This is a genomic window from Mycobacterium kyorinense, assembly GCF_002101735.1.
GTDB classification, from domain to species: Bacteria; Actinomycetota; Actinomycetes; order Mycobacteriales; family Mycobacteriaceae; genus Mycobacterium; species Mycobacterium kyorinense.
This window is the reverse complement of record NZ_LQPE01000133.1, coordinates 75,610-99,236: the sequence shown is the minus strand read 5'-3', so window position 1 is coordinate 99,236 and position 23,627 is coordinate 75,610. Positions and strand designations below refer to the sequence as shown.

The following is a 23,627-nucleotide window of genomic DNA, read 5'->3' as shown; positions in this document are numbered from 1 at the left end:
GGGCAGTCAAGGCATGGCAAAAAACAACAACAAACAAAACCACCAAACACACTATTGAGTTCTCAAACAACACCCATGAACAGGCAACCCTGCCACTATACTCCGCGACAAAGGCCCGGTCAACTCCGGTAACTGCTCCGCTCGGGAACCAGCGGGAGTCGTTAAGTGCTCGCTATTCTACTCGCTCGATCTCGGCTCCGAGACTGGCCAGGTTCTCCACGAACAACGGATATCCGCGATCAATGTGGAAGACGTCGTGGACCTCGGTATCCCCGTCGGCCACTAGCCCGGCGAGCACCAGCCCAGCGCCGGCGCGGATGTCAGAACACCACACCGGCGCGCTGGACAGCTGCGGAAGACCACGCACGACCGCGTGGTGCCCGTCGGTGCGGGCATCCGCGCCGAGCCGGATCATCTCCTCGACGAACCTGAACCGCGCCTCGAAGACATTCTCGGTGATCATCGACGTTCCGTCGGCGATCGAGGCCAACGCGATCGCCATCGGCTGCAGGTCGGTCGGGAATCCGGGGAAAGGCAACGTCGCGACGTTGACGGCCTTGGGGCGCTCGTACTGCACCACCCGGAAACTGTCCTCGGTCTGGGTGACGGTGGCACCGGCGTCGTGCAGCTTGTGCAGCACGACTTGCAGATGGGCCGGGTCGATCCCAGACACCGTGATGTCGCCGCGTGTCATGGCCGCTGCGATCCCCCAGGTGGCGGCCACGATCCGGTCCCCGATCACCCGATGCTCGGTGGGGTGCAGCTGCGGGACACCGGTGATCGTCATCGTCGGTGAGCCGGCGCCTTCGACCTGTGCGCCCATCTGATTCAGCATCGTGCACAGGTCGACGACGTCCGGCTCGCGCGCAGCATTGTGAATTGTGGTGACTCCGTCGGCCAGAACCGCAGCCATCAGGATGTTCTCGGTCGCTCCCACCGACGGGAACTCCAGCTGAATTTCAGCGCCGCGCAACGTATCTGCTTGTGCAACCACGCAGCCGTGTTCGATGTTGCAGCGGGCGCCCAATTGCCGCAGGCCGGCCTGGTGCATGTCGAGCGGGCGTGAGCCGATCGCGTCACCGCCAGGTAGCGCAACCTTGGCCCGCTTACATCGTCCGACCAGCGGTCCCAATACGCAGACAGACGCGCGGAATTGACGGACCGCGGCAAAGTCCGCGTCGTATTTCGGCTCGTCCGGCGATGTGATCCGCACGGTGTCACCGGCGAGTTCGACGGTGGCGCCCAGGCCTCGCAACACTTCTGCCATCAAAGGGACGTCGAGAATGTCGGGGCAGTTGGTGATCGTGCTGGTGCCCTCGGCCAACAACGCCGCGGCCATCAACTTGAGAACGCTATTCTTGGCGCCCCCAACAGCAACTTCGCCCGACAACCGGTTGCCACCGGTCACCACGAAATGCTCCGCCACCCGCGTTAGTTTAGTGAGCGGTACCGCCGCTGTCAGTCAGCCCGGTAACGTTTTGAACCATGGCAGTACATCTGACCCGCATCTATACCCGCACCGGCGATGACGGGACGACGGGATTGAGCGATTTCTCGCGGGTCTCCAAGACCGACGCCCGCCTGGTGGCCTACGCCGATTGCGACGAGGCCAACGCAGCCATCGGCACCGCGATCGCGTTGGGAAACCCCGAGCAACGCATCGTCGACGTGTTGCGGCAAATCCAGAACGACCTGTTCGATGCCGGTGCCGACCTTTCCACTCCGGTGGTGGAGAACCCCAAATACCCTCCACTGCGTGTCACGCAGCCCTACATCGACCGGCTGGAGCGTTGGTGCGACGAGTTCAACGAAGGCCTGCCGGCACTGAACTCCTTTGTGCTGCCTGGGGGTTCGCAGCTTTCGGCGCTGCTGCATGTCGCGCGCACCGTGGTCCGCCGTGCCGAACGTTCCGCCTGGGCTGCCATAGACTCGCACCCGTCGGATGTCAGCCCGTTGCCAGCGAAGTACTTGAATAGACTGTCGGACTTGCTGTTTATCCTGTCCCGGCTGGCCAACCCTGAGGGCGACGTGCTGTGGCAGCCCGGCGGCGGACAATCGGAGCAGCCCGCGAAATAGGCCCCGATACCATCAGGTGCTGCGGCGACGGGCCCGCGGAGAGGGACGGGACTCCAGCCAGGACAAAAACGCCGTCAATGCGCCTCGGTCCAAGGCAATTTCATAACCGCGCCTTCGGTCCTGGGTTGTGTCCCGCAGTTCGAGCACGACGATCTCTTCGGTCATGATGTCGAATTCGTCGCCGCGAGGTGCGCGCCGCGAAATGATTTCGATACCGCGCCTGCTGAGTCGGCGGTCCGGCCATAGCCGAACGCTCGACAGCCGGTAGAACGCGGCCTCGCCGCCGCGGTAACGGACTACGCCGTGGCGCCAGCCATGACCTCCCACGGCGGGAATGTCGCGCATGATGGCAGCTGTCCCACCCTGGCGCAGCTTCCACAACCGAAAACTCAACGCCAGGACCGCAAGTCCCAACAAAGCGATGAGCACGACCATGCCGACCATGGGCGCGCTCATCGGTTGCGAACCCCGCTAGTCGAGCGCGCCGATCGCGCGCAACCTGGCGCGACCCCTGGCGGCGATGCGGGGATCGTCGGACTCGGAATCCTGTCTCGCAGCCGTCTCGTCGATTTCGGATTCGAATTCCGCCGACTCGGCGAGAATGCTGACACCTTGCTCGGTCACCGACAGGAAGCCGCCGTCCACCGCGATGCGCAAGTCCTTCTCGCCCTCGCGTTCGACGCGCACCATTGCGTCGTCGACCAGCTGGGCTACCAGCGGAATATGCCTCGGCATGATTCCGATCTCGCCGACGGTGGTGCGGGTGAAGACGAAAGTTCCCTTGCCGGACCAGATCTTGCGATCGACGGCGACGATCTCGACGTCCAATTCGGCCATCTCACATCACCTTCGCCCTCGGAAGAAAGTCACCATCTGCATGGCTTAGTCGCCGTCTTCGGCTTTCCCGTTGCCACCATCGTCCTTCTTGGAACCGTCGTCCTTCTTGGCGCTGGACTTCTTCGAACCGCCACCGTCCAGCTTGGCCCCGAAGCTCTCGGCCTTCTTGGCCAAGTCGTCGAGCCCACCGATCAGGAAGAAGGCCTGCTCAGGCACGTGGTCGAACTCGCCCTTGCACAGCCGGTCGAAGGCCTCGATGGTCTCCTTGACCGGCACCGTCGAACCGGGCTGACCGGTGAACTGCTCGGCCGCCATCATGTTCTGCGAGAGGAAGCGTTCGATACGCCGGGCCCGCTGCACCTGCTGCTTGTCCTCTTCGGACAGCTCATCGATACCAAGAATCGCGATGATGTCCTGAAGGTCCTTGTAGCGCTGCAGGATACGAATGACTTCCTGCGCCACCTGGTAGTGCTCGTCGCCGACCACGGCCGGGTCGAGAATGGTCGAGCTGGACGCCAGCGGGTCCACTGCCGGGAAGATGCCTTTCGAGAACACCGACCGGCTCAGCTCGGTGGTGGCGTCGAGGTGGGCGAAGGTGGTCGCGGGCGCGGGGTCGGTGTAGTCGTCCGCTGGCACGTACACCGCCTGCATCGAGGTGATCGACTTGCCCCGCGTCGAGGTAATCCGCTCTTGTAGCTCACCCATTTCGTCGGCCAGTGTGGGCTGATATCCCACCGCCGAGGGCATCCGGCCAAGCAGCGTGGACACCTCCGAACCAGCCTGGGTGAACCGGAAGATGTTGTCGATGAACAGCAGCACGTCCTGGCCCTGCTCGTCGCGGAAGTACTCGGCCATGGTCAGCGCCGACAGGGCCACCCGCATACGGGTGCCGGGAGGTTCGTCCATCTGGCCGAACACCAGGGCGGTGTCCTTGAGCACGTCGGCCTCGCCCAGTTCGACCCACAGGTCGTTACCCTCACGGGTGCGCTCGCCCACTCCGGCGAAAACCGAAGTACCGCCGAAGTTTCGAGCGATGCGGTTGATCATCTCCTGGATGAGGACGGTCTTGCCCACGCCGGCACCGCCGAACAGCGCGATCTTGCCGCCGCGCACATACGGCGTGAGGAGGTCGACGACTTTCAGGCCGGTCTCCAGCATTTCGGTGCGAGGCTCCAGCTCGTCGAACGCCGGCGGCTTGCGGTGGATGGGCCAGTGCTCGAAGTCTTTTCCGTAGCCCTCGTCGTCCAGGCAGTCGCCCAGCGCGTTGAAGACATGGCCCTTGACGCCGTCGCCGACGGGAACCGAAATCGAGGCGCCGGTGTCGATCACCTCGACGCCGCGCACCAGCCCATCGGTGGGCTGCAGGGAAATGGTGCGCACCAGGTTGTCGCCGAGGTGCTGCGCCACTTCGAGAGTCAACGTCTTCGCGAGAGACTTGAAGGTAACGTCAGCGTGCAGCGCATTGAACAGGTCCGGCACGGACCCACGCGGAAACTCGACGTCGACGACGGGTCCGGTCACCCGCACCACACGCCCGTTGTTGTCGTTGCTCTTGGCGTTGTTCGACTTTTGAGTCTGTTTGGTAGCAGCCATATCTTTTCGCTTCCTAGAGGGGCTTATCCAGCGGCTTCGGCGAGTGCGTTTGCCCCACCGACGATTTCGCTGATTTCCTGGGTGATTTGTGCCTGCCGCTCGCGGTTGGCCTGCAGCGTGAGATCCCTGATGAGGTCGTCGGCGTTGTCGCTCGCTGATTTCATTGCCCGTTGGCGCGATGCCAGCTCGGATGCCGCGGACTCCAGCATCGCCGTGTATACCCGGGTGGTCAGGTACCGCGGAAGCAGCGACTCGAACAACGTCGTGGCATCCGGCTCGAATGAGTACAGCGTGTGCAGTCCGGCTTCTTCCTCGACATACTCAAGGACCATCGGCGCAATCCGGTGTGCCTCCGCGGACTGCGACATCATCGACTTGAACTCGGTGTAGACGATGTGCAGTTCGTCGACCGGCTCAGGGCTGTCCTGTCCCTGTGGCTCACCGTCTTCCACCGCGCCGGCCATGAAGGCATTCACCAGTGTGTCGGCGACCTCCGCTGCGTTCTCATAGCTGGGTCGCTCCGAGAACCCCGTCCACGATTTGCTAATGTCCCAGTTCCGGAACGTGTAGTAATTCAAGGCCTTACGACCGACAACGTAGAGCACCGGCGCCTTACCCTCTTCCCGTAACAGCGAGAAGAGCTCCTCGGCTCGACGCAAGACACTGGAGTTGTACGCGCCACAAAGGCCACGGTCGGACGAGACCACCAGTACGCCAGCGCGTTTGGGCTCCGGCTGCTCGACCAGCAGCGGATGGTCCAAAGCAGCTTCCTCGGCCAGGGTGGTGAGCATCCGGGTGATTTCTGTGGCGTAGGGCCGAGCAGCCTCCAGCCGGGCCTGCGCCTTGCCGATGCGCGAGGTAGCGATCATTTCTTGCGCCTTGGTGATCTTTTTGATCGACCCGGCGGAGCGGATCCGCCCCCGCAGTTCGCGAAGTGTGGCAGCCATTTTCGATTACTTCTTCTTCTTCGGCGGCGCGGGCTTGTGGACCTGCACCGCCTCCTTCGCCAGTTTGTCCTCGTCAAGGGCCTCGACATGCTCGTCGGGCACCACCGACCCGCCACCGGTGGCCGCGAAGCCCTTCTTGAACTCGTTGACCACCTCGGTCAGCTTGTCGGCCAGCTCGTCGCTGAGCTTCTGCGATTCCCGGATCTCCGACAGAATGGCCTCTTCGGAAGCACGAACATGATCGAGGAACTCGCTCTCGAAGCGCCGAACGTCTTCCACCGGAACCGAATCCAGGTGACCGCCGGTGCCGAGGAAGATGGCAACCACCTGCTCCTCGACCGGTACCGGCTGGTTTTGCGGCTGCTTGAGCAATTCGACCAGGCGCTCGCCACGGGCCAGCTGCGCCTTGGATGTGGCGTCGAGGTCGGAGGCGAAGGCCGCGAACGACTCCAGTTCGCGGTACTGCGACAGGTCCAACCGCAATGACCCGGCCACTTCCTTCATCGCCTTGATCTGCGCTGCGCCACCGACCCGAGACACCGACACGCCGACGTTGATCGCCGGGCGCACACCCTGGTTGAACAAGTCGGATTCCAGGAAGCACTGCCCGTCGGTGATCGAGATGACGTTGGTCGGGATGTAGGCCGAGATGTCGTTGGCCTTGGTCTCGATGATGGGTAGGCCGGTCAGCGAACCGCCGCCGAGCTCGTCGGAGAGCTTGGCGCAGCGCTCCAACAGCCGTGAGTGCAAATAGAACACGTCGCCCGGGTAGGCCTCTCGGCCCGGCGGACGGCGCAGCAGCAGCGAAATCGCGCGGTACGCCTCGGCCTGCTTGGAAAGGTCGTCGAAGACGATCAGCACATGCTTGCCCTCATACATCCAGTGCTGAGCGATCGCCGAACCGGTGTATGGCGCAAGCCATTTGAAGCCGGCGGAGTCCGATGCGGGAGCGGCGACAATCGTCGTGTAGTCCATCGCACCGCCCTCTTCGAGGGTGTGGTGGACGGAAGCGATCGTGGTGCCTTTCTGCCCAATGGCGACGTAGACGCACCGCACCTGCTTTTGCTCGTCGCCCGATTCCCAGTTCTGACGCTGGTTGAGGATCGTGTCGACGCAGACCGCGGTCTTGCCGGTCTTGCGGTCGCCGATGATCAGCTGGCGCTGACCGCGCCCGATCGGGGTCATCGAGTCGATGGCCTTGATACCGGTCTGCAGTGGCTCTTTGACTCCCTGACGCTGCACCACCGAGGGCGCCTGGATCTCCAACGCCCTGCGCTCTTGCGCTTCGATGTCGCCGCGACCGTCGATCGGCTGACCGAGCGGATTGACCACCCGGCCCAGGAACCCGTCGCCGACCGGGACCGACAACACGTCGCCGGTGCGCTTAACCTGCTGGCCCTCTTCGATTTTCTCGAAGTCACCCAGGATCACCGCGCCGACGCTGTGCTCATCGAGGTTGAGCGCGACGCCCAGTACCCCGCCGGGGAACTCGAGCAGCTCCTGCGTCATCACCGACGGCAAGCCCTCGACGTGCGCAATACCGTCACCCGCGTCGATGACGGTGCCGACCTCTTCGCGGGCGGTGTCGGAGGTGAAGGAGCTGACGTATTCCTCGATCGCGCCCTGAATGTCGTCAGCGGAGATTGTCAACTCTGCCATGGCTTTTCGTCTTCCTGCTTGTTGATTGTGGTGATTAGTTGGTTGTTCAGTCGGGTAGCTGGGTCTGCGCTTTGGCGAGACGAGACGACAGCGTCCCGTCGATCACCTCGTCACCGACCGAGATCGACAGCCCGCCCAGTAGTTCGGGATCGATCTGCATCTGCACCGTCACCGGGTGGCCGTAGATACGGCTCAGCACCTCGGTGATGCGGTTGCGCTGGGTGTCGCTGAGTTCGGTTGCAGCGCTGACGTGTGCGACGACCTCGCCGCGGCGTGCCACCGCCACCTCGGCAAGTTGGAGCACGGCGTCCTCGACCGATTGGCCGCGCAGCAATTCGACCGTCTGGGACAGCAGCGCCAACGCGATCGGGTTGACGGAGGTGTCGGCGCTGTCGAGCACCTTGCGCAGCAGCCGAACTCGGCCGTCGGCGGGTGCAGCGTAGTCGCCCAGCAGGATGGCCAGGCGCGGCTCGGAGTCGAGGATGCGGTTGAACCGGAACAGCTGGTCTTCCACCTCGTCGACCTGGCCGGCACGCTCGGCCCGCATCAAGAGCGCATGACGCGCAACATGTTCCACGGCGTCGACCAGATCTGAACCGACGGACCAACGTTCGGCGACCGCGCTCTTGAGGATGTCGAGCGCCGGTTCTCCTACTTTCCCGGACACCAGCCGCTCGAGGAGACGGACTCTGGGCCCCGCATCTTCGGCCGGCACAGTGAGATAGCGGGTGACCACGATCTCGCGATTCAACAGCGAGGCCACCGATGCCAAGTCGTCGGCGAGGGTGGACAACCCGTTGTCGTCGAGGTTCTCGGCGATTTCGCCAAACCGGTCAACCAGGGCGGTCAGCGCGCGTCGGCTGGCCGACCGCATTTTGGCCAGCACGGGATACTCGACCTCGGCCGCTGAGGGGGCCATGGCCTCGAGCTCGTCGAGAAATCGGTCGACGGTGCCCGCCTGCTGCTCCGGCTCGGCCACGTAGCCGCGCACCAACTCGCCTGCGCGCCGCACGGATTCGGCGCCGATGTCGGATCGCAGCTGGCGGATCAGCTGCGCGCGCAGCAGCTCGACCTGCTTGGCACCCTGGGTTTTGATGCGCTCGACTTCGACGTCGGCCTGGGCCCGCAATTGTTCGGCGATACGTTCGGCGTCGGTGTGGGCCTCCTCGGTGACCCGCTTGGCTTCGGACTTGGCCTCTTCGAGTGCCTTGGTGTGGGCCTGACTGGCTTCCTCCAGCTTTTTGGCGGCAGCTGCTGAGTCTTCCAACTGCTGGCGAACGGTTTCCTGCCGCTCGACCATCAGCTTGCGCACCGGCGGCACGACATAGCGCCACACCAACAACACGATGGCGATGAACCCGGCCAGCTGCCCGATGAAAGTCGACATCGGCGGTTACCGCCCTGACCCGGTCGCGGTCGGGGTGACCGAGGTGGTGATCTCGACGCCCAGGATGCGGCTGGCCAGGGTGGTGGCCATGCCCTCTACCCGAGAGCGCAGCTCCGCAGCCACGGCGTCGCCCTCCCGCTTGAGTTGCTCCGCGGCGTCCTGAAGCGTCGCGTTCACCTGTTCCTCGGCTCGACCGCGCATGTCCTCGATGACCTTGCGTCCTTCGGCCCGGGCATTGTCGCGGGCGGCCGACGCTTCCACCCGGGCCTCGGACATTGCCTTCTCGAAATCTTCCTGCGCAGCGGCGAACTGCTCGGCGGATTTCTTGTTGTCCTCCAGGGTCTTGGTGACCATGTTTTCGCGCTCATGGAGCACCCTCATGATCGGCGGCACGACGAAGGTGCCGATCACGCCGAGCACGATCAAGAAGATGATCAGCACGACGAAGAAGGTCCCGTTGGGAATGAGGAAGTTGTTGCCCTCGGCTTCCTCGGCGGCCCGGCTTGCGACGGCCAGGACGGTAGCGCTCATGTCACCCATTCCTGCGGATTACTTGACTGGTGTGGCGAAGACGAACAACGCCATGAACGCCAGGTTGATGAAGTACATGGCCTCCACCAGACCGACGGTGATGAAGAACGGGGTGAACAGCCGGCCTTGTGCCTCGGGCTGCCGGGCTACACCGGAGATCAGCGCGTTACCGGCGATGCCGTCACCGATGGCCGCGCCGACAGCGCCGCCGCCCAAGATCAGCCCGCCGCCGATGAGCGCGCCGGCTGCGATTTGTGGGTCCAGTCCTGCCATTCCATATCCTCCTTGACGTCTGGTAGCGGTCTACCAGATTCCTGTGATGGTCCTTGTCTCGGGCGAACTCGTGGTCGTCTACCCGTGGTCTTCCTCTGTTTCCATTGCCTGACTGAAGTACAAGATGGTCAGCAACGCGAAGATGAAGGCCTGGATCAAGCCGACGAACAAGTCGAATGCCTTCCAGATGGCGTTGGGGGCCCACAAGATGTACGGCGGGAAGAGCGCGATCAGCGCGACCAGGATCCCACCGGCGAAGATGTTGCCGAATAGTCGGAGCGACAACGAGATCGGCTTGGCGATCTCTTCGACCAAGTTGAAGGGCGCCATGAAGGCGACGTGGCCCTTGAGCACCCCGATCGGGTGCCCCACCGGGCCGCGACGCCAGATGCCGGCCGCGTGATAGCAGATGAACACGAAGAGCGCCAGGGCCAGCACGTAGTTGATGTCCGCGGCTGCCGACTTGAGCAACTCGGTGGTATGCCCCTGGGCGTCGGTGTACTGCAGCGGCAGTACTGACAGCCAGTTGGAGATCAGGATGTAGACGAAGATCGTGACCGCCAGCGGTAGCACGAACGGGGCGATCCGCATGCCGATCGCGCTCTCGATCTGATTGCGCATGCCGATGGTGATCGCCTCGAAGAACAGCTGCACGCCGCCCGGCACGCCGCTCGAGGTGACCTTGGCGCGCAAGAAGAATGCCAGCGCGATCACGATGACGGCGGCGATGGCGCTCGACAGGACCGTGTCGGTGTTGACCGTCAGCCCGAACCAGGTGGCGGTGGTGTGCTCGCCGACTTCGATGTTTGCCTCGGCCAGGAGCGCCTCAGTCATCGCTGCCTTCCCTCCCCTCAGTACCGCTGCCGCCCGCAGCCGGCTCGACGGTTCCCGCGCGCATCTTCCGCCACACCGGCAGAGCGGTGCTGAGCACCAGCAGCACCTGGAAAAGCGCCAGTCCAAAAACTACGCCCAACCCTTCCGGCCGGAAGGCAAACGCGATGATCAGTCCGATCACGGAGATAACCAGCAGCCGCCCCGCCGAATTCAACGCCATCTTCTTCTTCAGCGGATGGGCATCGGCGGTGATCACCGCAACCGAACGCCGCACACCGAGGGCGTTGAGCAAACCCATCAGGAGCCCGATCCCGAAGAACACGCCGATCATCGGATGCTCGAGCCAACCGGCGGCGGCGATCGCCACAGCGGTCAGGGCAACGGAGATGACAAGCAGCCGGATCGGCCGGAACGCAACGGACGGAAACACCAACGGCGCGTCCTGCGCTGGCGTTGTCAAAGCTGCACCTCAGTCCTCGCTCAGTGGGTTGTCGCCGCGTTGCCTGGTTGATCGTTGCGTGGCCCGTAGAGCGTATCGGAGGGCAATCGGCGCGCTCGAATCACCCAAGGAGTGGCTCCCCATGTCGGTCGTAGGTCGGCGCGATCGGAGCTGAATCCGACGGCCGGTGGCCGGCAACCCGCGAGGTTTATTTCGGGTTCTAGCTGCACCGTACCACACGGCGGGCGATGCTACTACTCCTCGTCGTAGACGTCGTTGTCGCGTCGTAACAAGGGAATCAGCGTGGCGATGATCGCGACCACGATCGCCGCCAGCATCACCACTCCGGTCTCGCGGGGATCGAAGAAAATCGAGCTTGCCGCGCCGAATGCCACGATGCCCACCCACAGATAGATGAGGAGCACCACGCGGCGATGCGAGTGACCGATCTGCAGCAGGCGGTGATGCAGGTGCATCTTGTCCGGAGTGGAGAAGTGCACTCCGGCGCGAGTGCGGCGAATGACCGCCAGCAACATGTCGAGCATGGGCACGAACATGACCGCGACCACCAACAGGAATGGGGACAGCAGAGCAAACACATCGCGAGCGCCGTAGGCGTTCTGCGAAATGGGTCCCGCCGCGGTTGTCGAGGCGGCCGCGAGCATCAGTCCGATCAGCATCGACCCGGAGTCGCCCATGAAGATCTTGGCCCGGTGGAAGTTGTGCGGCAGGAATCCCAGGCATGCCCCCGCGAGCACCACCGAGATCACCGCGGGCGGATAGAACAGGACGTCGCCGCCGTGGTCGCGAAGCAGGCCGACGGAAAACATGCAGATTGCCAGCGCGGTGATGAGCCCCAAGCCCGCGGCCAAGCCGTCGAGGCCGTCGACGAAGTTCATCGCGTTGACGATCGACACGGTCAGCGCCAGTGTGAGCAGGATCGAGGAAACCTGGTCCAGCACGATGGTTCCGACGCCGCCGAACGGGATGTAGAGCACGCTCCAGGCGACGCCCATGGTGACCAGCACGCTGGCCGCGGTGATCTGTCCGGCGAACTTGGTCAGTGCGTCGAGGCCCCACTTGTCGTCGATCAGGCCGATGCCCATGATCACGCCGCCGGCCACCAGCACCGCGGGCATGCCGCTGGAGTAGACGAAGCCGCGGGTGAGCGCGGGAAGTTGGGATGCCAGAAAGACGGCGGCGATGACGCCGAGATACATGGCCAGTCCGCCCATCCGGGGCGTCGGCGTTTCATGGACGTCCCGTTCGCGCGGGTAGGCCACCGCGCCGAACCGGGTCGCCATCACGCGGACGGGCCCGGTCGCGAAGTAGGTGATGATGGCGGCGGTCAGCCCCACCAGCACGAGCTCGCGCAGCGGGACGCCGGTGCCGCGATCGGACAGCGCAAGCAGACCGCCGGCAAGGCTGCGTAGCCTCTCGGGGTCGCTAAACACGCGCAAGACCGTACTCCACGCAGATCATCCGGTCAGGCTGGCGGCGTCCACCCCGAGCACCTCGGCGATGGCGTCTGCGCTCACGGGCCCGGGTCGCAGAATGCGGGGGGCCGGCCCGGTCAGGTCCAGGATCGTCGACGCCGCCTGTTGCGCGGATGGGCCAGCGTCGAGATAGACCTCGACGGAATCTCCGAGTTGGCGACGGGCATCGTCGGCGTCGACGGCGGGCGCTTGGCCGGAGACGTTGGCGCTGGACACCGCCATCGGGCCGACCTCGCGCAGCACGTCGATGGCTACCGGGTGCAGCGGCATCCGCAGCATCACGGTGCCGCGGGCATCACCGAGGTCCCACTGCAGCGACGGCGCCTGCTGGACAACCAGGCTCAGCGCGCCGGGCCAAAAGGCGCGGATGAGGTCCCGAGTCCCCTGCGTCACGCTGAGAGCCAGACCGTCGATGGTGTTCCAGGAGCCGACCAGCACTCCGACCGGCATGTCGCGACCCCGACGCTTCGCCGCGAGCAGCGCGGCCACTGCTGCACTGTCGAAGGCGTCGGCGCCGACGCCGTAGACGGTGTCGGTCGGCATGACGATCAACCGGCCGTTTTTGACCGCCCCGGCCGCCGCAGTGATCCCGCGAGCACGCTGGCCGGGGTCGGCGCAGTCGAAAACTTCCATCACTGGCTGACCTTTCTGCGGGCCGTCACGAACCTGGGCCGGCCGGCCAGGTCAGTGTGAGCCACGATCTCGTCGAAAAGCCCTGTGCCGGCCAGTAATTCAGATGTCTGTGCCGAGGTGGTGTCGTCGTGCTCGACGGCGAATAAACCGCCCGCACGCAACCACCGGCCGGCGAGCGCGGTGACCGCTCTGATGACCGTCATCCCGTCGGCGCCGCCGAATACCGCGTGAGGCGGATCATGTTGCGCCACTTCGGCCTCCAGCTCGACGTCGTCGGGGACGTACGGCGGGTTGGCCACCACGAGGTCGACATCGCCGTTGAGCTCGCTGAGCAGGCCGGGGGCGGTGACGTCGGCGCGCAGCAGTTCGACCGCGGTGTCGGCGCTGTTGCGCCGGGCGTAATCCAGGGCGGCATCGGAGTCGTCGATGCCCAGCACCCGGGCCGACGGCCAGTAGTGCGCCAGCGCGACGGCCAGCGCGCCGGATCCGGTGCACAGGTCGACGATGACCGGCCGGGCGGAAAGACGTTGGCCACTGGCCCATTCCAGCATGGCCTCGGTTTCCGGTCGCGGGATGAAGACCCCCGGCCCGACGTTCAGCGTCACCGGCCCGAAAGCCACGGTGCCAGTGAGGTGCTGCAGGGGCACCCGTTGTGAACGCTGCGCGACGACCGACTGGTAGCGAGCGAAGAACTCGTCGCCGGGTGAGTCCAGCAGCGGGAGGCGTCCCCGCTCGGTGCCGGCCAGGTACGCGGCCAACTCCTCGGCATCGTAACGGGCAGAGTCGATTCCGGCTTCCGCCAATGTCGCCGCAGCCGAGTCGATCGCGTGCCGCAGTCGAGTGGTCATGCCTGCTGTAGTCGGGACTGCTTGTCTGCGGCGCTGAGCGCGTCGAAGAGGTCGTCGAGGTCGCCGTCGAGAACCTGATCCAGATTGTGCGACTTGTAGCCGATGCGGTGGTCGGTGATTCGGTTCTCCGGAAAGTTGTACGTGCGAATGCGTTCGCTGCGGTCTACCGTGCGGATCTGGCTGGCCCGGTCGGCCGAGGCGTCGGCCAGCGCCTGTTCCTCGGCCATCGCCTGGAGCCGCGCCGCCAGCACCTGCAGGGCACGTGTCTTGTTCTGCAGCTGGGAACGCTCGTTTTGGCAGGTGACGACGACGCCGGTGGGCAAGTGAGTGATTCGCACCGCGGAGTCGGTGGTGTTGACACCTTGCCCGCCTTTGCCGGACGAGCGGTAGACGTCGATGCGCAGGTCCGACTCGTCGATCTGCACCTCTCCCACTTCCTCGGGCTCCGGATAGACCAATACGCCGGCGGCCGAAGTATGCACGCGCCCTTGGGATTCGGTGACAGGCACGCGCTGCACGCGGTGCACACCGCCCTCGAATTTCATCCGCGACCACACGCCGTCGGCGGAGTCGCCCTTGCTGGCGATCGACAGCGTGGCGTCCTTGTAGCCGCCCAGATCCGAGGTGGTCTCGTCCAGCACCGTCACCGTCCAGCCGTGCCGCTCGGCGTAGCGGATGTACATCCGAGCCAGGTCGGCGGCGAACAACGCCGATTCCTCGCCGCCCTCACCGGATTTCACTTCGAGCAGGATGTCGTCGGCGTCGTGCGGGTCGCGCGGCGCCAGCATGTCGGTGAGCTGGGTGTCCAGTTCGGCGGCCCGCGCTTCGAGCTCGGTGACCTCGGCGGCGAACGAGTCGTCGGAGGCGGCCAGCTCCCGTGCGGCCTCCAGGTCGCCGCGCACCGTCTCGAGTTTGCGGTGAGTGGCGACGATCGGCGCCAATTGGGCGAAGCGGCGCCCGACTTTGCGGGCGTTGGCCGGGTTGCTGTGCAATTCCGGATCGGCCAGCTGACGCTCGAGGTCGGCGTGCTCGGCCAGCAGCGCGTCGATCGCCTGCACGCTCTGCGTCATGTCGCTGGCCCCTTTCTGAACCGCCCACAGCCCGCACATGAAACGACGCCCGACCTGTGCGGGTTCCGCGACAGGTTCGGGCGCCGGTGCTACTTGTCGGCGTTGGCCTCTTTGTCGGCGCCGGCCTTGCGCTTGCCGTAGCGCTTCTCGAAGCGGGCCACACGACCGCCGCTGTCCAGAATCTTCTGCTTACCGGTGTAGAACGGGTGGCACTGCGAGCAGACCTCGACCACGATGCGGCCGCTTTCCTTGGTGCTGCGGGTTTGGAAGGTGTTTCCGCAACCGCAGACCACGGTGGTCTCGCCGTATGCCGGATGAATACCAGATTTCATGATTTCCTCTTCGATCGTCGGCCGCCGGGTCGCCCGCATCGCGCCGATGCTCGGACGTGAACCGGAACCTGAGGGGTTGGCGGTTGATTATGCCAGCTCAGCCGCCGTCAGCCCAAACGCGGGGACGTCGGCGCGCATTCCCGGACGCGGTCCAGCACGCCGTAGGTCCTCTGGCGTGGGGCACGCGCCCACAGCACGCCGCCGTCGACCGCCGTGCCGCGGGCTCTTAGCTCCCGCTTGAGGATCTTGTTGGTCGCCGTGCTGGGCAGGTCGTCGGTGATCCACACATAGCGCGGCCAGGCCTTGGGCGACAGGTCGGGCTGAGCGGCCAGGAACTCCCCGAACTCCTGCGGCGTCAGCTCGGCGTCGTCGACCAGCACGATCGCGGCCATGACCTGGTCGCCGACGTGCTCGTCGGGTATCGCATACACCGCGACCTGGCTGATTGCGGGCAACCTCTGCAGGATGCGCTCGATGGGCGCCGTCGTCATGTTTTCCCCGTCGACCCTCAACCAGTCCCCGCTGCGGCCGGCGAAGTAGATCCAGCCGTCGTCGTCGCGGTAGGCCAGGTCGCCCGACCAGTACATGCCGTCCCTCAGCCGCGCGTCGGTGGCGTCGGGGTCGTTGTAGTAGCCGGCGAACAGGCCCGCGCCGGTGGTGTTGACCAGTTCGCCGATCGCCTCGTCGGGGTTGGTCAGGGCGCCGTCGTCGTCGAAGCGGGCGGGAGGGCATTCGGTGAGGGTGTCGGGGTTGTAGATGGCCACGCCGGGAAAGCCCCGGCCCAGCGAGCCCGGCGGGCAGCCGTCCTCGCGGGTGATGATGATCGCGCCTTCGGTGGAGCCGAAGCCGTCCCACACCGTGCAGTCGAACCGCCGGCTGAACTCGGCGATGTCGCGGTCGCTGGCCTCGTTGCCGAAGGCCACCCGCAGCGGGTTGTCGTGATCGTCAGGCTGCTCGGGGGTGGCCAGCACGTAGGCCAGTGGCTTGCCGACGTAGTTCATGTACGTCGCGCCGTAGCGGCGCAGATCTGCCAGCAACCGCGACGCCGAAAAGGTTGCCGGCACCATCGCGGCCCCGGACCCCACCGCCACGCTCCAGCCGGCCAGCAGCGCGTTGGAGTGAAACAGCGGCATCGACAGGTAGCACACGTCGGAGTCGGTGACCCCGAACCGCTCGATCAGCGTGGTGCCGGCGAACAGCACCGTGAGGTGGGTCACCTGCACCGCCTTCGGCTCGCCGCTGGTGCCCGAGGTGAAGATCATCATGAAGGTGTCGGTGGGCGCCGCCTCGCGGTGCGGGGTGAGCGGCCCGGCCGACGCCAGCAGATCCGGCCAGTCGCCGCTCGACGTGTCGAAGACCCGCACGCCGGGCAGCTCCAGGCCGTCGAGCAGCCCGCGGTGCGCGGCGTCGGTGAGCAGGATCTGGCAGTCGGCCCGCACGATGTCACGGGCCAGGGCCTCGCCACGGCGGGTGTCGTTGATGCCGCACAACACATAGCCGCCCAGTGCTGCCGCCGCCATCGCGGTGAGCATCTCCGGTGTGTTGCCCAGCAGCGCGCCGACATGCAGTGGGCGCTTGCTGTCCGCGATGCCGAGCACGGCGGCGGCGACGGCCGATGCGTCGCCAAGATGCTCGCGCCAGCTCCACACCCGCTCGCCGTACTTCACGGCCGGACCGTCGTCGGCAACACGTGCGCGAAGCAGTTGCTGCAAAGTGTCCGCCACGGACTCGCACCTTACCGGCGCGACGTCAATTGGTTAGCGGGACGGCGGTTTGGCGGTTGGCACTGATGTGCTACGTCCAGTTAGTCGTTGTCCATGCCCGGGGTTGTCTTGGACACCTGCACCAGGAATTCGTAGTTGTTCTTGGTCTTGCGCAGCTGCGAGATCAGCAGATCGATGGCCTGGTGGGAATCCAGCCCCGAGAGCACCCGGCGCAGCTTGTGCACGATCGCGAATTCGTCTGGCGACAAGAGCAATTCGTCCTTGCGAGTACCCGACGGAGCCACGTCGACCGCGGGGAACACCCGTCGCTCGGCGATCTTGCGGTCCAGTTTGAGCTCGGCGTTACCCGTGCCCTTGAACTCCTCGAAAATCACTGTGTCACCGGTGGATCCGGTTTCCACCATGGCCGTGGCGATGATCGTCAGCGACCCGCCTTCCTCGATGTTGCGCGCAGCGCCGAGGAAGCGCTTGGGCGGATACAGCGCGGTGGAGTCGACACCACCCGACAGGATGCGGCCCGACGCCGGTGACGCGTTGTTGTAGGCACGGCCCAGCCGGGTGATCGAGTCGAGCAACACCACGACGTCCTTGCCCTGCTCGACGAGTCGCTTGGCGCGCTCGATGGCCAGCTCGGCAACCGAGGTGTGGTCGGACGGCGGCCGGTCGAAGGTCGAGGCGATGACCTCACCTTTGACCGAGCGCTGCATGTCGGTGACCTCCTCGGGCCGCTCGTCGACGAGCACGACCATGAGGTGGCATTCCGGGTTGTTCTTGGCGATCGCGTTGGCGGTGTCCTGCAAGATCGTCGTCTTACCGGCCTTCGGCGGCGACACGATCAGCGCACGCTGGCCCTTACCGATCGGCATGATCAGGTCGATCACGCGGGTGGTGAGCCGTTCGGGGGTGGTTTCCAGACGCAGCCGTTGGTTGGGGTACAGCGGGGTGAGTTTGCCGAATTCGGGACGCTTCTTGGCGTCTTCGACGGGCCCGCCGTTGACGCTGTCGAGGCGCACCAACGGATTGAACTTCTGCCGCTGGTTGGGCTGTTCACCATCCTTGGGGACGCGCACCGCGCCGGTCACGGCGTCGCCGCGGCGCAAGCCGTTCTTGCGCACCATGTTCATCGAGACGTAGACGTCGTGCGGGCCGGCCAGGTACCCCGACGTACGCACGAATGCGTAGTTGTCGAGGACGTCGAGAATGCCGGCTACCGGCTGGACGACGTCGTCTTCACGCAGTTCGGCTTCGCCGCCGTCAGCCGACCGCTCGCCGCGGCGCCTACGTTCACGGAACCGACGGCCCCGCCGGCCCTGGCGTCCTTCGCCGTCGTCGTCTTGCTGGTTCGCGCCGCCGCGGTTCTGCTGCCCGCCCGACCCCAGCTGGTCGGCACCCTTGTCCGACTCGCGCTCGTCTGTCTTGGTGTCCTGCTGGTCACGTGTGCGGTTGTCGGATTCGGCCTTGTCGCCCTGCTCGGTCGCGGATGAGTCGGCATCGCGAGGGGCGCTGCGTCGTTCCCGGCGCGGCGTTTCGTCGGAGACCGTTTGGGTTTGCTCAGCCGGCGGGTCGGCCTTGGTGTCGTCGTCTTTTGCCTCTTTGGCAGGCGCGCCGTTGGCGTGTCCCTGGATTTCCCGGATCGCCGCGATCAGTTCGTTCTTGCGCATGCCCGAGGTGCCCTTGACGCCGGCCCGGTTGGCCAGCGCCCGCAGTTCGGGAAGCACCATCGTGGACAGCGAACCGTCTTTGGTGGCCACCGCCGGCGCGGACGCGTCCGGGGCGGTGGGAGTGTCTGAGGTCACGGAATTCGACAGCTTGTCGTCTTGGGTGCTGTCGCCAGCCGTGATGAGGTCCGTATCAGTCACGGATTTCCTTTCTTTCCCTCGCTGATCGGATCACGCGAGGGATTCGTTGCATTCAGCCAAATCGCCGAGTGCTGCCAACCATCGACTCTGCAACGGTGATCGCCAAGACTGGCAAGTTAAATGGCGAACCATCGTCCACGAGAAGAATTGGTGGTTGTCCTGGTGGCACGCAGTGTCTATGCATGATGCAGAAGCTGCGATTGCTGGACGGCTCCGAGGATAACCCGCTTTTTTGCCGGAAGCAAGAAACCCGTCTCCCGCCTGTCGACGTCAACTGGGGACCGCAACTCCAGAACTCCAGCGAACACCGTCCCCCGCAGACATCTCGCGGACGGTGAACCCGTTTGCAATGCCGTACTCGATGGCCGCGGCGGGCAACTCCGGCTCCGTGCTTAGCGCGATCACCGCAGGCCCGGCACCGGAAAGTACAGCTGCGATGCCATAACGCCGCAACAGTCGTAGGTATTCCGCCGACGTCGGCATCGCCGGGGCCCGCTGGGGCTGGTGCAGCACATCCTCGGTGGCGGCCATCAACAGGTCGGGCCGTTCGGTGAGCGCGACGACCAACAACGCGGCGCGGCTCACGTTGAAGCTCGCGTCGCCATGGCTGACCTGCGCGGGAAGCAGCACCCGGGTCTCCGCCGTCGACGAGCGGTGCTCGGGAATGGCCGGAAACAGATGGATGTCGGGGTGTAGCCGCAGCGGCACCGCGGCGTAGCCCGGCGGCTCGCGGGTGCTGTCGGTCCACGACACCACGGCGCCGCCGAGCACCGCGGCTGCGGCGTTGTCCGGATGGCCTTCGAACTGCGAAGCCAGCTGGATGAGTTGGGTTTCGGACAGCGGCGTCGAATCCACTTGCGCCAGAAGGCCGTTGACCGCCGCGAGACCTCCGACCACCGCCGCGGCGGACGAGCCGAGCCCGCGGGAATGCGGGATCGCGTTGCGACATCGCACGGCCAATCCGGGAGCACCGACACCGGCTGCCTGCAGGCCGCATTCGACGGCCCGGACCACCAAATGGTCGGCCCCGCGCGAAAGTTGATCGGCGTCCTCGCCCTCGACGTGCACAGTCAAGCCGGAAGTCGTTGTCTCGACGGCGATTTCGTCGTAGAGACTCAACGCCAGGCCGATGCTGTCGAAGCCGGGGCCGAGATTGGCGGTCGACGCCGCGACGACGGCGCTGGCCAACAGTCCGGACGGCAGCATGTGCCCTCCGTGGCGACCTGTCCCCCTCGCCGCTCCGCGGCTGGGGGTGCCCCCAGCGCCCGGCTCAGCCGCGCTTGCGGTCGCCACCTAGACCAGTCCCAACTTTGCGACGACGGCGACGGGGTCGACGGGCACGGGCGACACGCTCGGCAGGTCTTTCAGTGCGGTGTCGGGGTCCTTGAGGCCGTTGCCGGTCACCGTACAAACGACCGTCGATCCGCGCGGCACCCAGCCGTCCTCGATGGATTTGAGCAGACCGGCGATGCTGGCCGCCGAGGCCGGCTCCACGAAGACACCTTCAGAGCGGGCCACCAGGTGGTAGGCGGCCAGGATTTCGTCGTCGGTGGCGGCCAAGAAGCGCCCGCCGGACTGCTGCTGCGCCTCGACGGCCGACGTCCACGAAGCCGGCGACCCGATGCGGATCGCGGTGGCGATGGTCTCCGGTTTGCTCACCGGCTGGCCCAACACCAACGGCGCCGCGCCGGCCGCCTGGGTTCCCAGCATGCGGGGCAGCTTGTCGATGATGCCCTCGCGGTGATATTCGGTGTAACCCTTCCAGTACGCGGTGATGTTGCCGGCGTTGCCCACCGGCAGCGCATGCACGTCCGGTGCGACGCCCAGCGCGTCGACGATCTCGAATGCGGCCGTCTTCTGGCCCTCGATGCGCACCGGGTTGACCGAGTTGACCAGTGAGATGGTCGGGAAGTCGTTGGCCATCTTGCGGGCCAGCTCCAGGCAGTCGTCGAAGTTGCCGTCGATCTGAATGATCTTGGCGCCGTGCATCACTGCCTGGGCCAGCTTGCCCATCGCGATCTTGCCCTGCGGTATCAGCACCGCACAGGTGATGCCCGCGCGCGCAGCGTAGGCCGCGGCCGAGGCCGACGTGTTGCCGGTCGAGGCGCACAGCACGGCCTGCTGGCCGCGGGCCACCGCGTCGGTGACCGCCATGGTCATGCCGCGGTCCTTGAACGACCCGGTGGGGTTGAGGCCCTCGACCTTCAAATGCACTGTGCAGCCGGTCTGCTCGGACAGCCCGGTCGCATGGATCAACGGTGTGCCGCCCTCGAACAGCGTGATCGGGGTCCAGTCGTCGCCGACCGGCAGCCGGTCGCGGTAGGCCGCGATCACGCCGGGCCAGGGCTGACGGGTGCTGGTCTTCGGCAGACTCATGGGTTGGTTCCTTCCAGCCGCAGCACACTGGCCACGGCCTGCACCACGTCCAGATCCTCCAGCGCGGCGACGGTTTCGGACAATGCGCCGTCGGTGGCCCGGTGGGTGACGACGACGACGCGAGCCCCGACCCGTTGGCCGCCCTGGTCGACGACGCCTTCCTGGCGGACTTCGGCGATGCTGACTTCGCGTTTGGCGAATTCTGCTGCCACCGACGACAATACGCCCGGCTCGTCGGCCACCTGCATGCTGACGTAGTAGCGGGTCGAAGCGAGGCTTATCGGAATGACCGGCAGCTGAGCGTATTTGGACTCCCGCGGACCCCGGCTGCCCAGCACCCGGTTGCGGGCGGCCATCACCAAGTCGCCGGTCACCGCCGAAGCGGTCGGCGCTCCCCCGGCACCCTGGCCGTAGAACATCAACCGGCCGGCGGCCTCGGCCTCGACCACCACCGCGTTGAAGGCGCCGTTGACCGCGGCCAGCGGATGGCTCAGAGGAACCAGCGCAGGGTAGACGCGAGCCGAAACCCGTTGCTGGCCACCGTCGACGGTGACGCGTTCGCAGATCGCCAGCAGCTTGATGGTGCAGCCGAGCGCGCGGGCCGACTCGAAATCGTCGGGAGTGATGTGGGTGATGCCTTCGCGGTAGACGTCGTCTGCGGTGACGCGGGTGTGGAAGGCGATGGACGCCAGGATCGCGGCTTTGGCTGCGGCGTCGTAACCCTCGACGTCAGCGGTGGGGTCGGCCTCGGCGTAGCCGAGCGCGCTCGCGTCGGCCAGCGCGGCAGCGTAATCGGCGCCGGTGCTGGCCATCTCGGAGAGGATGTAGTTGGTGGTGCCGTTGACGATGCCGGCCACCCGCTGAACCGTGTCGCCGGCCAGCGACTGGGTCAGTGGGCGGATTACCGGGATGGCACCTGCGACGGCGGCCTCGAAATACAGGTCGACGTTGGCGGTTTCGGCTGCCTGCGCGAGTTCACCGGTGGAGATCGACAGCAGCGCCTTGTTCGCGGTGACGACGGACTTGCCGCGCTCGAGCGCCGACAGGATCGCCTTGCGGGCCGGTTCGACCGGCCCCATCAGCTCGACGACAATGTCGACGTCCTCGCGGGATACCAGCTCTTCGATGTTGTCGGTGAGCAGTTCGATGGGCACGCCGCGGTCAGCGGCCACCCGGCGCACACCAATTCCGCGCAGCACCAAGGGGGCACCGATTCGGGCGGCGAGGTCGTCGGCGCTGTCCTCGATGATGCGGACAACCTCGCTGCCGACATTGCCCAATCCCAGCACCGCCACGCCGACCGGCTTTCCGTTAACGCTCACGCCTCAGCTCACCTCCAAGCTCAACAGGTCGTCGACGGTCTCCCGGCGTAGGACCAGTCTGGCCTGCCCGTCGCGCACGGCCACCACTGCCGGGCGGCCGATCAGGTTGTAGCGGCTCGACAGCGAGTAGCAATACGCGCCGGTTGCCGCCACGGCCACCAGGTCGCCGGGTTGCAGGTCGGCCGGGACCCAGGCATCGCGCACGACGATATCGCCGCTCTCGCAGTGCTTTCCGACTACGCGCGCCAGCATCGACTCGGCATCGCTGACCCTGGAGGCCAGCCGTACGTCGTACTCCGCGGCGTAGAGCGCGGTACGGATGTTGTCGCTCATGCCGCCGTCGACGCTGACGTAGCGGCGCTGTGCCGTGGCGCTCACGTCGACGTCCTTGACGGTGCCGACCTCGTAGAGCGTGATGGTCCCGGGGCCGGCGATCGCGCGGCCCGGCTCGACGACCAGCCGGGGCGCGGGCAGACCCACCGCCGCGGATTCGTGGCGCACGATGGCGCTGAGCTTGGCGGCCAAGTCGCCGAGTGGCGGCGGATCGTCAGGCGGCAGGTACGAGATCCCCAGGCCTCCGCCGAGGTCGACGGTCGAGATCTGCGCCGTCTTGTCGACACCGAACTCGGCGACGATGTCGTGCAGCAGACCGATGACACGGTGCGCCGCCAGCTCGAACCCGTCCACCTCGAAGATCTGTGAACCGATATGGCTGTGCAGGCCAACCAATCTGAGGTTGTCGGTGGCGAAGACGCGTTTCACGGCGGCCATCGCCGCGCCGTTGGTCAGCGACAGCCCGAACTTCTGGTCCTCGTGCGCGGTGGAGATGAACTCGTGGGTGTGGGCCTCCACGCCGACCGTCACGCGGATCAGGACATCCTGGACCACACCGGCTTCGGCCGCGATGGCGTCGAGGCGCTCGATCTCGGTCATCGAGTCCAGCACGACGTGTCCGATTCCGGCCTTGACTGCGGCAGTCAGCTCGGCAACCGATTTGTTGTTGCCGTGCAAGGCGATCCGCTCGGGCGGGAAGTCGGCGTGCAGCGCGACGGCCAGCTCTCCGCCGGTGCACACATCGAGGCAGAGTCCCTCGTCATCGATCCACCGCGCTATCTCCGTGCACAGGAATGCCTTTGCGGCGTAGTGGACGTTCTCCCCGCCGCCGAATGCCTGGGCCATCTCCCGGCACCGCGAGCGGAAGTCGTCTTCGTCGATGACGAAAAGCGGTGTGCCGTACTCCCGTGCGAGCTCGGTCACCGAGATGTTCGCGATAGTGACGGTGCCGTCTTTGCCGCGAACTGCGTTGCGCGGCCAGACATTCGGCGCTAGGCCTAGCAGTTCCTGCGAGGTCTGCGGCCGCGGCGGCATGCCCGCGTGATGGATTTCCTCGG

At 65.8% G+C, this 23,627-nt stretch carries 23 protein-coding genes; 1 reads left to right on the top strand and 22 read right to left on the bottom strand.

The features are described 5' to 3' along the window. Positions 1-172 precede the first annotated feature (172 nt). Entirely contained in the window at positions 173-1,426 is a 1,254-nt protein-coding gene (gene murA, locus AWC14_RS16525; protein WP_045380039.1) for a UDP-N-acetylglucosamine 1-carboxyvinyltransferase, read from the bottom strand. Between the two features lie 59 nt (positions 1,427-1,485). Here murA and AWC14_RS16520 point away from each other — a divergent pair, with 59 nt between their 5' ends. Beyond that, the gene (locus AWC14_RS16520) at positions 1,486-2,076 is read left to right on the top strand and encodes a cob(I)yrinic acid a,c-diamide adenosyltransferase (RefSeq protein WP_045380042.1); all 591 of its coding nucleotides are present in this window, start codon (positions 1,486-1,488) and stop codon (positions 2,074-2,076) included. A gap of 12 nt (positions 2,077-2,088) precedes the next feature. On the opposite strand, the gene AWC14_RS16515 is transcribed toward AWC14_RS16520, so the two are convergent. The 21 genes from AWC14_RS16515 to lysA all read right to left on the bottom strand — a co-directional run bounded on the left by AWC14_RS16515 (position 2,089) and on the right by lysA (position 23,604). Further along, entirely contained in the window at positions 2,089-2,532 is a 444-nt protein-coding gene (locus tag AWC14_RS16515) for a DUF2550 domain-containing protein (RefSeq protein WP_045380045.1), read from the bottom strand. A 15-nt stretch (positions 2,533-2,547) separates the two neighbouring features. Next, positions 2,548-2,913 (bottom strand): F0F1 ATP synthase subunit epsilon, encoded by a 366-nt coding sequence (locus AWC14_RS16510; protein ID WP_045380048.1) that lies wholly within the window; start codon positions 2,911-2,913, stop codon positions 2,548-2,550. A 45-nt stretch (positions 2,914-2,958) separates the two neighbouring features. Further along, complete coding sequence (gene atpD / locus AWC14_RS16505; RefSeq protein WP_045380051.1) at positions 2,959-4,506, bottom strand: F0F1 ATP synthase subunit beta; 1,548 nt, start codon at positions 4,504-4,506, stop codon at positions 2,959-2,961. 23 nt (positions 4,507-4,529) lie between these two features. Continuing rightward, the gene (locus AWC14_RS16500; RefSeq protein ID WP_045380055.1) at positions 4,530-5,453 is read right to left on the bottom strand and encodes a F0F1 ATP synthase subunit gamma; all 924 of its coding nucleotides are present in this window, start codon (positions 5,451-5,453) and stop codon (positions 4,530-4,532) included. Positions 5,454-5,459: 6 nt separating this feature from the next. Then, on the bottom strand, positions 5,460-7,112 hold the full coding sequence (atpA, locus tag AWC14_RS16495) for a F0F1 ATP synthase subunit alpha (RefSeq protein WP_045380058.1): 1,653 nt from the start codon (positions 7,110-7,112) through the stop codon (positions 5,460-5,462). A gap of 46 nt (positions 7,113-7,158) precedes the next feature. Then, positions 7,159-8,499, bottom strand: coding sequence for a F0F1 ATP synthase subunit B/delta (locus tag AWC14_RS16490; protein ID WP_045380061.1), 1,341 nt, complete (start codon positions 8,497-8,499; stop codon positions 7,159-7,161). Between the two features lie 6 nt (positions 8,500-8,505). After that, a complete protein-coding gene (locus tag AWC14_RS16485) occupies positions 8,506-9,039 on the bottom strand; it encodes a F0F1 ATP synthase subunit B (protein ID WP_045380064.1) in 534 nt (177 codons plus the stop codon). 9 nt (positions 9,040-9,048) lie between these two features. Beyond that, positions 9,049-9,294, bottom strand: a complete 246-nt coding sequence (locus AWC14_RS16480) for a F0F1 ATP synthase subunit C (RefSeq protein WP_099539703.1) — start codon at positions 9,292-9,294, stop codon at positions 9,049-9,051. 87 nt (positions 9,295-9,381) lie between these two features. Continuing rightward, entirely contained in the window at positions 9,382-10,137 is a 756-nt protein-coding gene (gene atpB / locus AWC14_RS16475; RefSeq protein WP_045380066.1) for a F0F1 ATP synthase subunit A, read from the bottom strand. Further along, a complete protein-coding gene (locus tag AWC14_RS16470) occupies positions 10,130-10,597 on the bottom strand; it encodes an ATP synthase subunit I (protein WP_045380067.1) in 468 nt (155 codons plus the stop codon). Before AWC14_RS16470 ends, atpB begins: the two co-directional genes overlap by 8 nt. Before the next feature lie 233 nt (positions 10,598-10,830). Then, positions 10,831-12,036: a glycosyltransferase family 4 protein gene (locus AWC14_RS16465; protein WP_142281727.1), complete on the bottom strand. Its 1,206-nt coding sequence runs from the start codon at positions 12,034-12,036 to the stop codon at positions 10,831-10,833. An 18-nt stretch (positions 12,037-12,054) separates the two neighbouring features. Further along, the gene (locus AWC14_RS16460) at positions 12,055-12,708 is read right to left on the bottom strand and encodes an L-threonylcarbamoyladenylate synthase (protein WP_045380069.1); all 654 of its coding nucleotides are present in this window, start codon (positions 12,706-12,708) and stop codon (positions 12,055-12,057) included. Next, complete coding sequence (gene prmC, locus AWC14_RS16455; RefSeq protein WP_057003244.1) at positions 12,705-13,553, bottom strand: peptide chain release factor N(5)-glutamine methyltransferase; 849 nt, start codon at positions 13,551-13,553, stop codon at positions 12,705-12,707. The genes AWC14_RS16460 and prmC overlap by 4 nt, the downstream gene beginning before the upstream one ends. After that, positions 13,550-14,623 (bottom strand): peptide chain release factor 1, encoded by a 1,074-nt coding sequence (prfA, locus tag AWC14_RS16450; RefSeq protein WP_045380236.1) that lies wholly within the window; start codon positions 14,621-14,623, stop codon positions 13,550-13,552. The genes prmC and prfA overlap by 4 nt, the downstream gene beginning before the upstream one ends. An 89-nt stretch (positions 14,624-14,712) precedes the next feature. After that, complete coding sequence (gene rpmE / locus AWC14_RS16445) at positions 14,713-14,955, bottom strand: 50S ribosomal protein L31 (RefSeq protein ID WP_045380239.1); 243 nt, start codon at positions 14,953-14,955, stop codon at positions 14,713-14,715. A 107-nt stretch (positions 14,956-15,062) separates the two neighbouring features. Beyond that, complete coding sequence (gene fadD1 / locus AWC14_RS16440; RefSeq protein ID WP_057003245.1) at positions 15,063-16,679, bottom strand: fatty-acid--CoA ligase FadD1; 1,617 nt, start codon at positions 16,677-16,679, stop codon at positions 15,063-15,065. Positions 16,680-16,759: 80 nt separating this feature from the next. Further along, a complete protein-coding gene (gene rho / locus AWC14_RS16435) occupies positions 16,760-18,538 on the bottom strand; it encodes a transcription termination factor Rho (protein WP_045380071.1) in 1,779 nt (592 codons plus the stop codon). A gap of 270 nt (positions 18,539-18,808) precedes the next feature. Further along, positions 18,809-19,744 carry a homoserine kinase gene (gene thrB / locus AWC14_RS16425; protein WP_045380073.1) on the bottom strand — a complete coding sequence of 312 codons (936 nt, stop codon included), beginning with the start codon at positions 19,742-19,744 and terminating at the stop codon, positions 18,809-18,811. A gap of 87 nt (positions 19,745-19,831) precedes the next feature. After that, on the bottom strand, positions 19,832-20,914 hold the full coding sequence (thrC, locus tag AWC14_RS16420) for a threonine synthase (protein ID WP_045380076.1): 1,083 nt from the start codon (positions 20,912-20,914) through the stop codon (positions 19,832-19,834). Next, positions 20,911-22,236: a homoserine dehydrogenase gene (locus AWC14_RS16415; protein WP_045380079.1), complete on the bottom strand. Its 1,326-nt coding sequence runs from the start codon at positions 22,234-22,236 to the stop codon at positions 20,911-20,913. The genes thrC and AWC14_RS16415 overlap by 4 nt, the downstream gene beginning before the upstream one ends. 3 nt (positions 22,237-22,239) lie before the next feature. Continuing rightward, entirely contained in the window at positions 22,240-23,604 is a 1,365-nt protein-coding gene (gene lysA, locus AWC14_RS16410; RefSeq protein WP_193393816.1) for a diaminopimelate decarboxylase, read from the bottom strand. Positions 23,605-23,627: the final 23 nt, after the last annotated feature.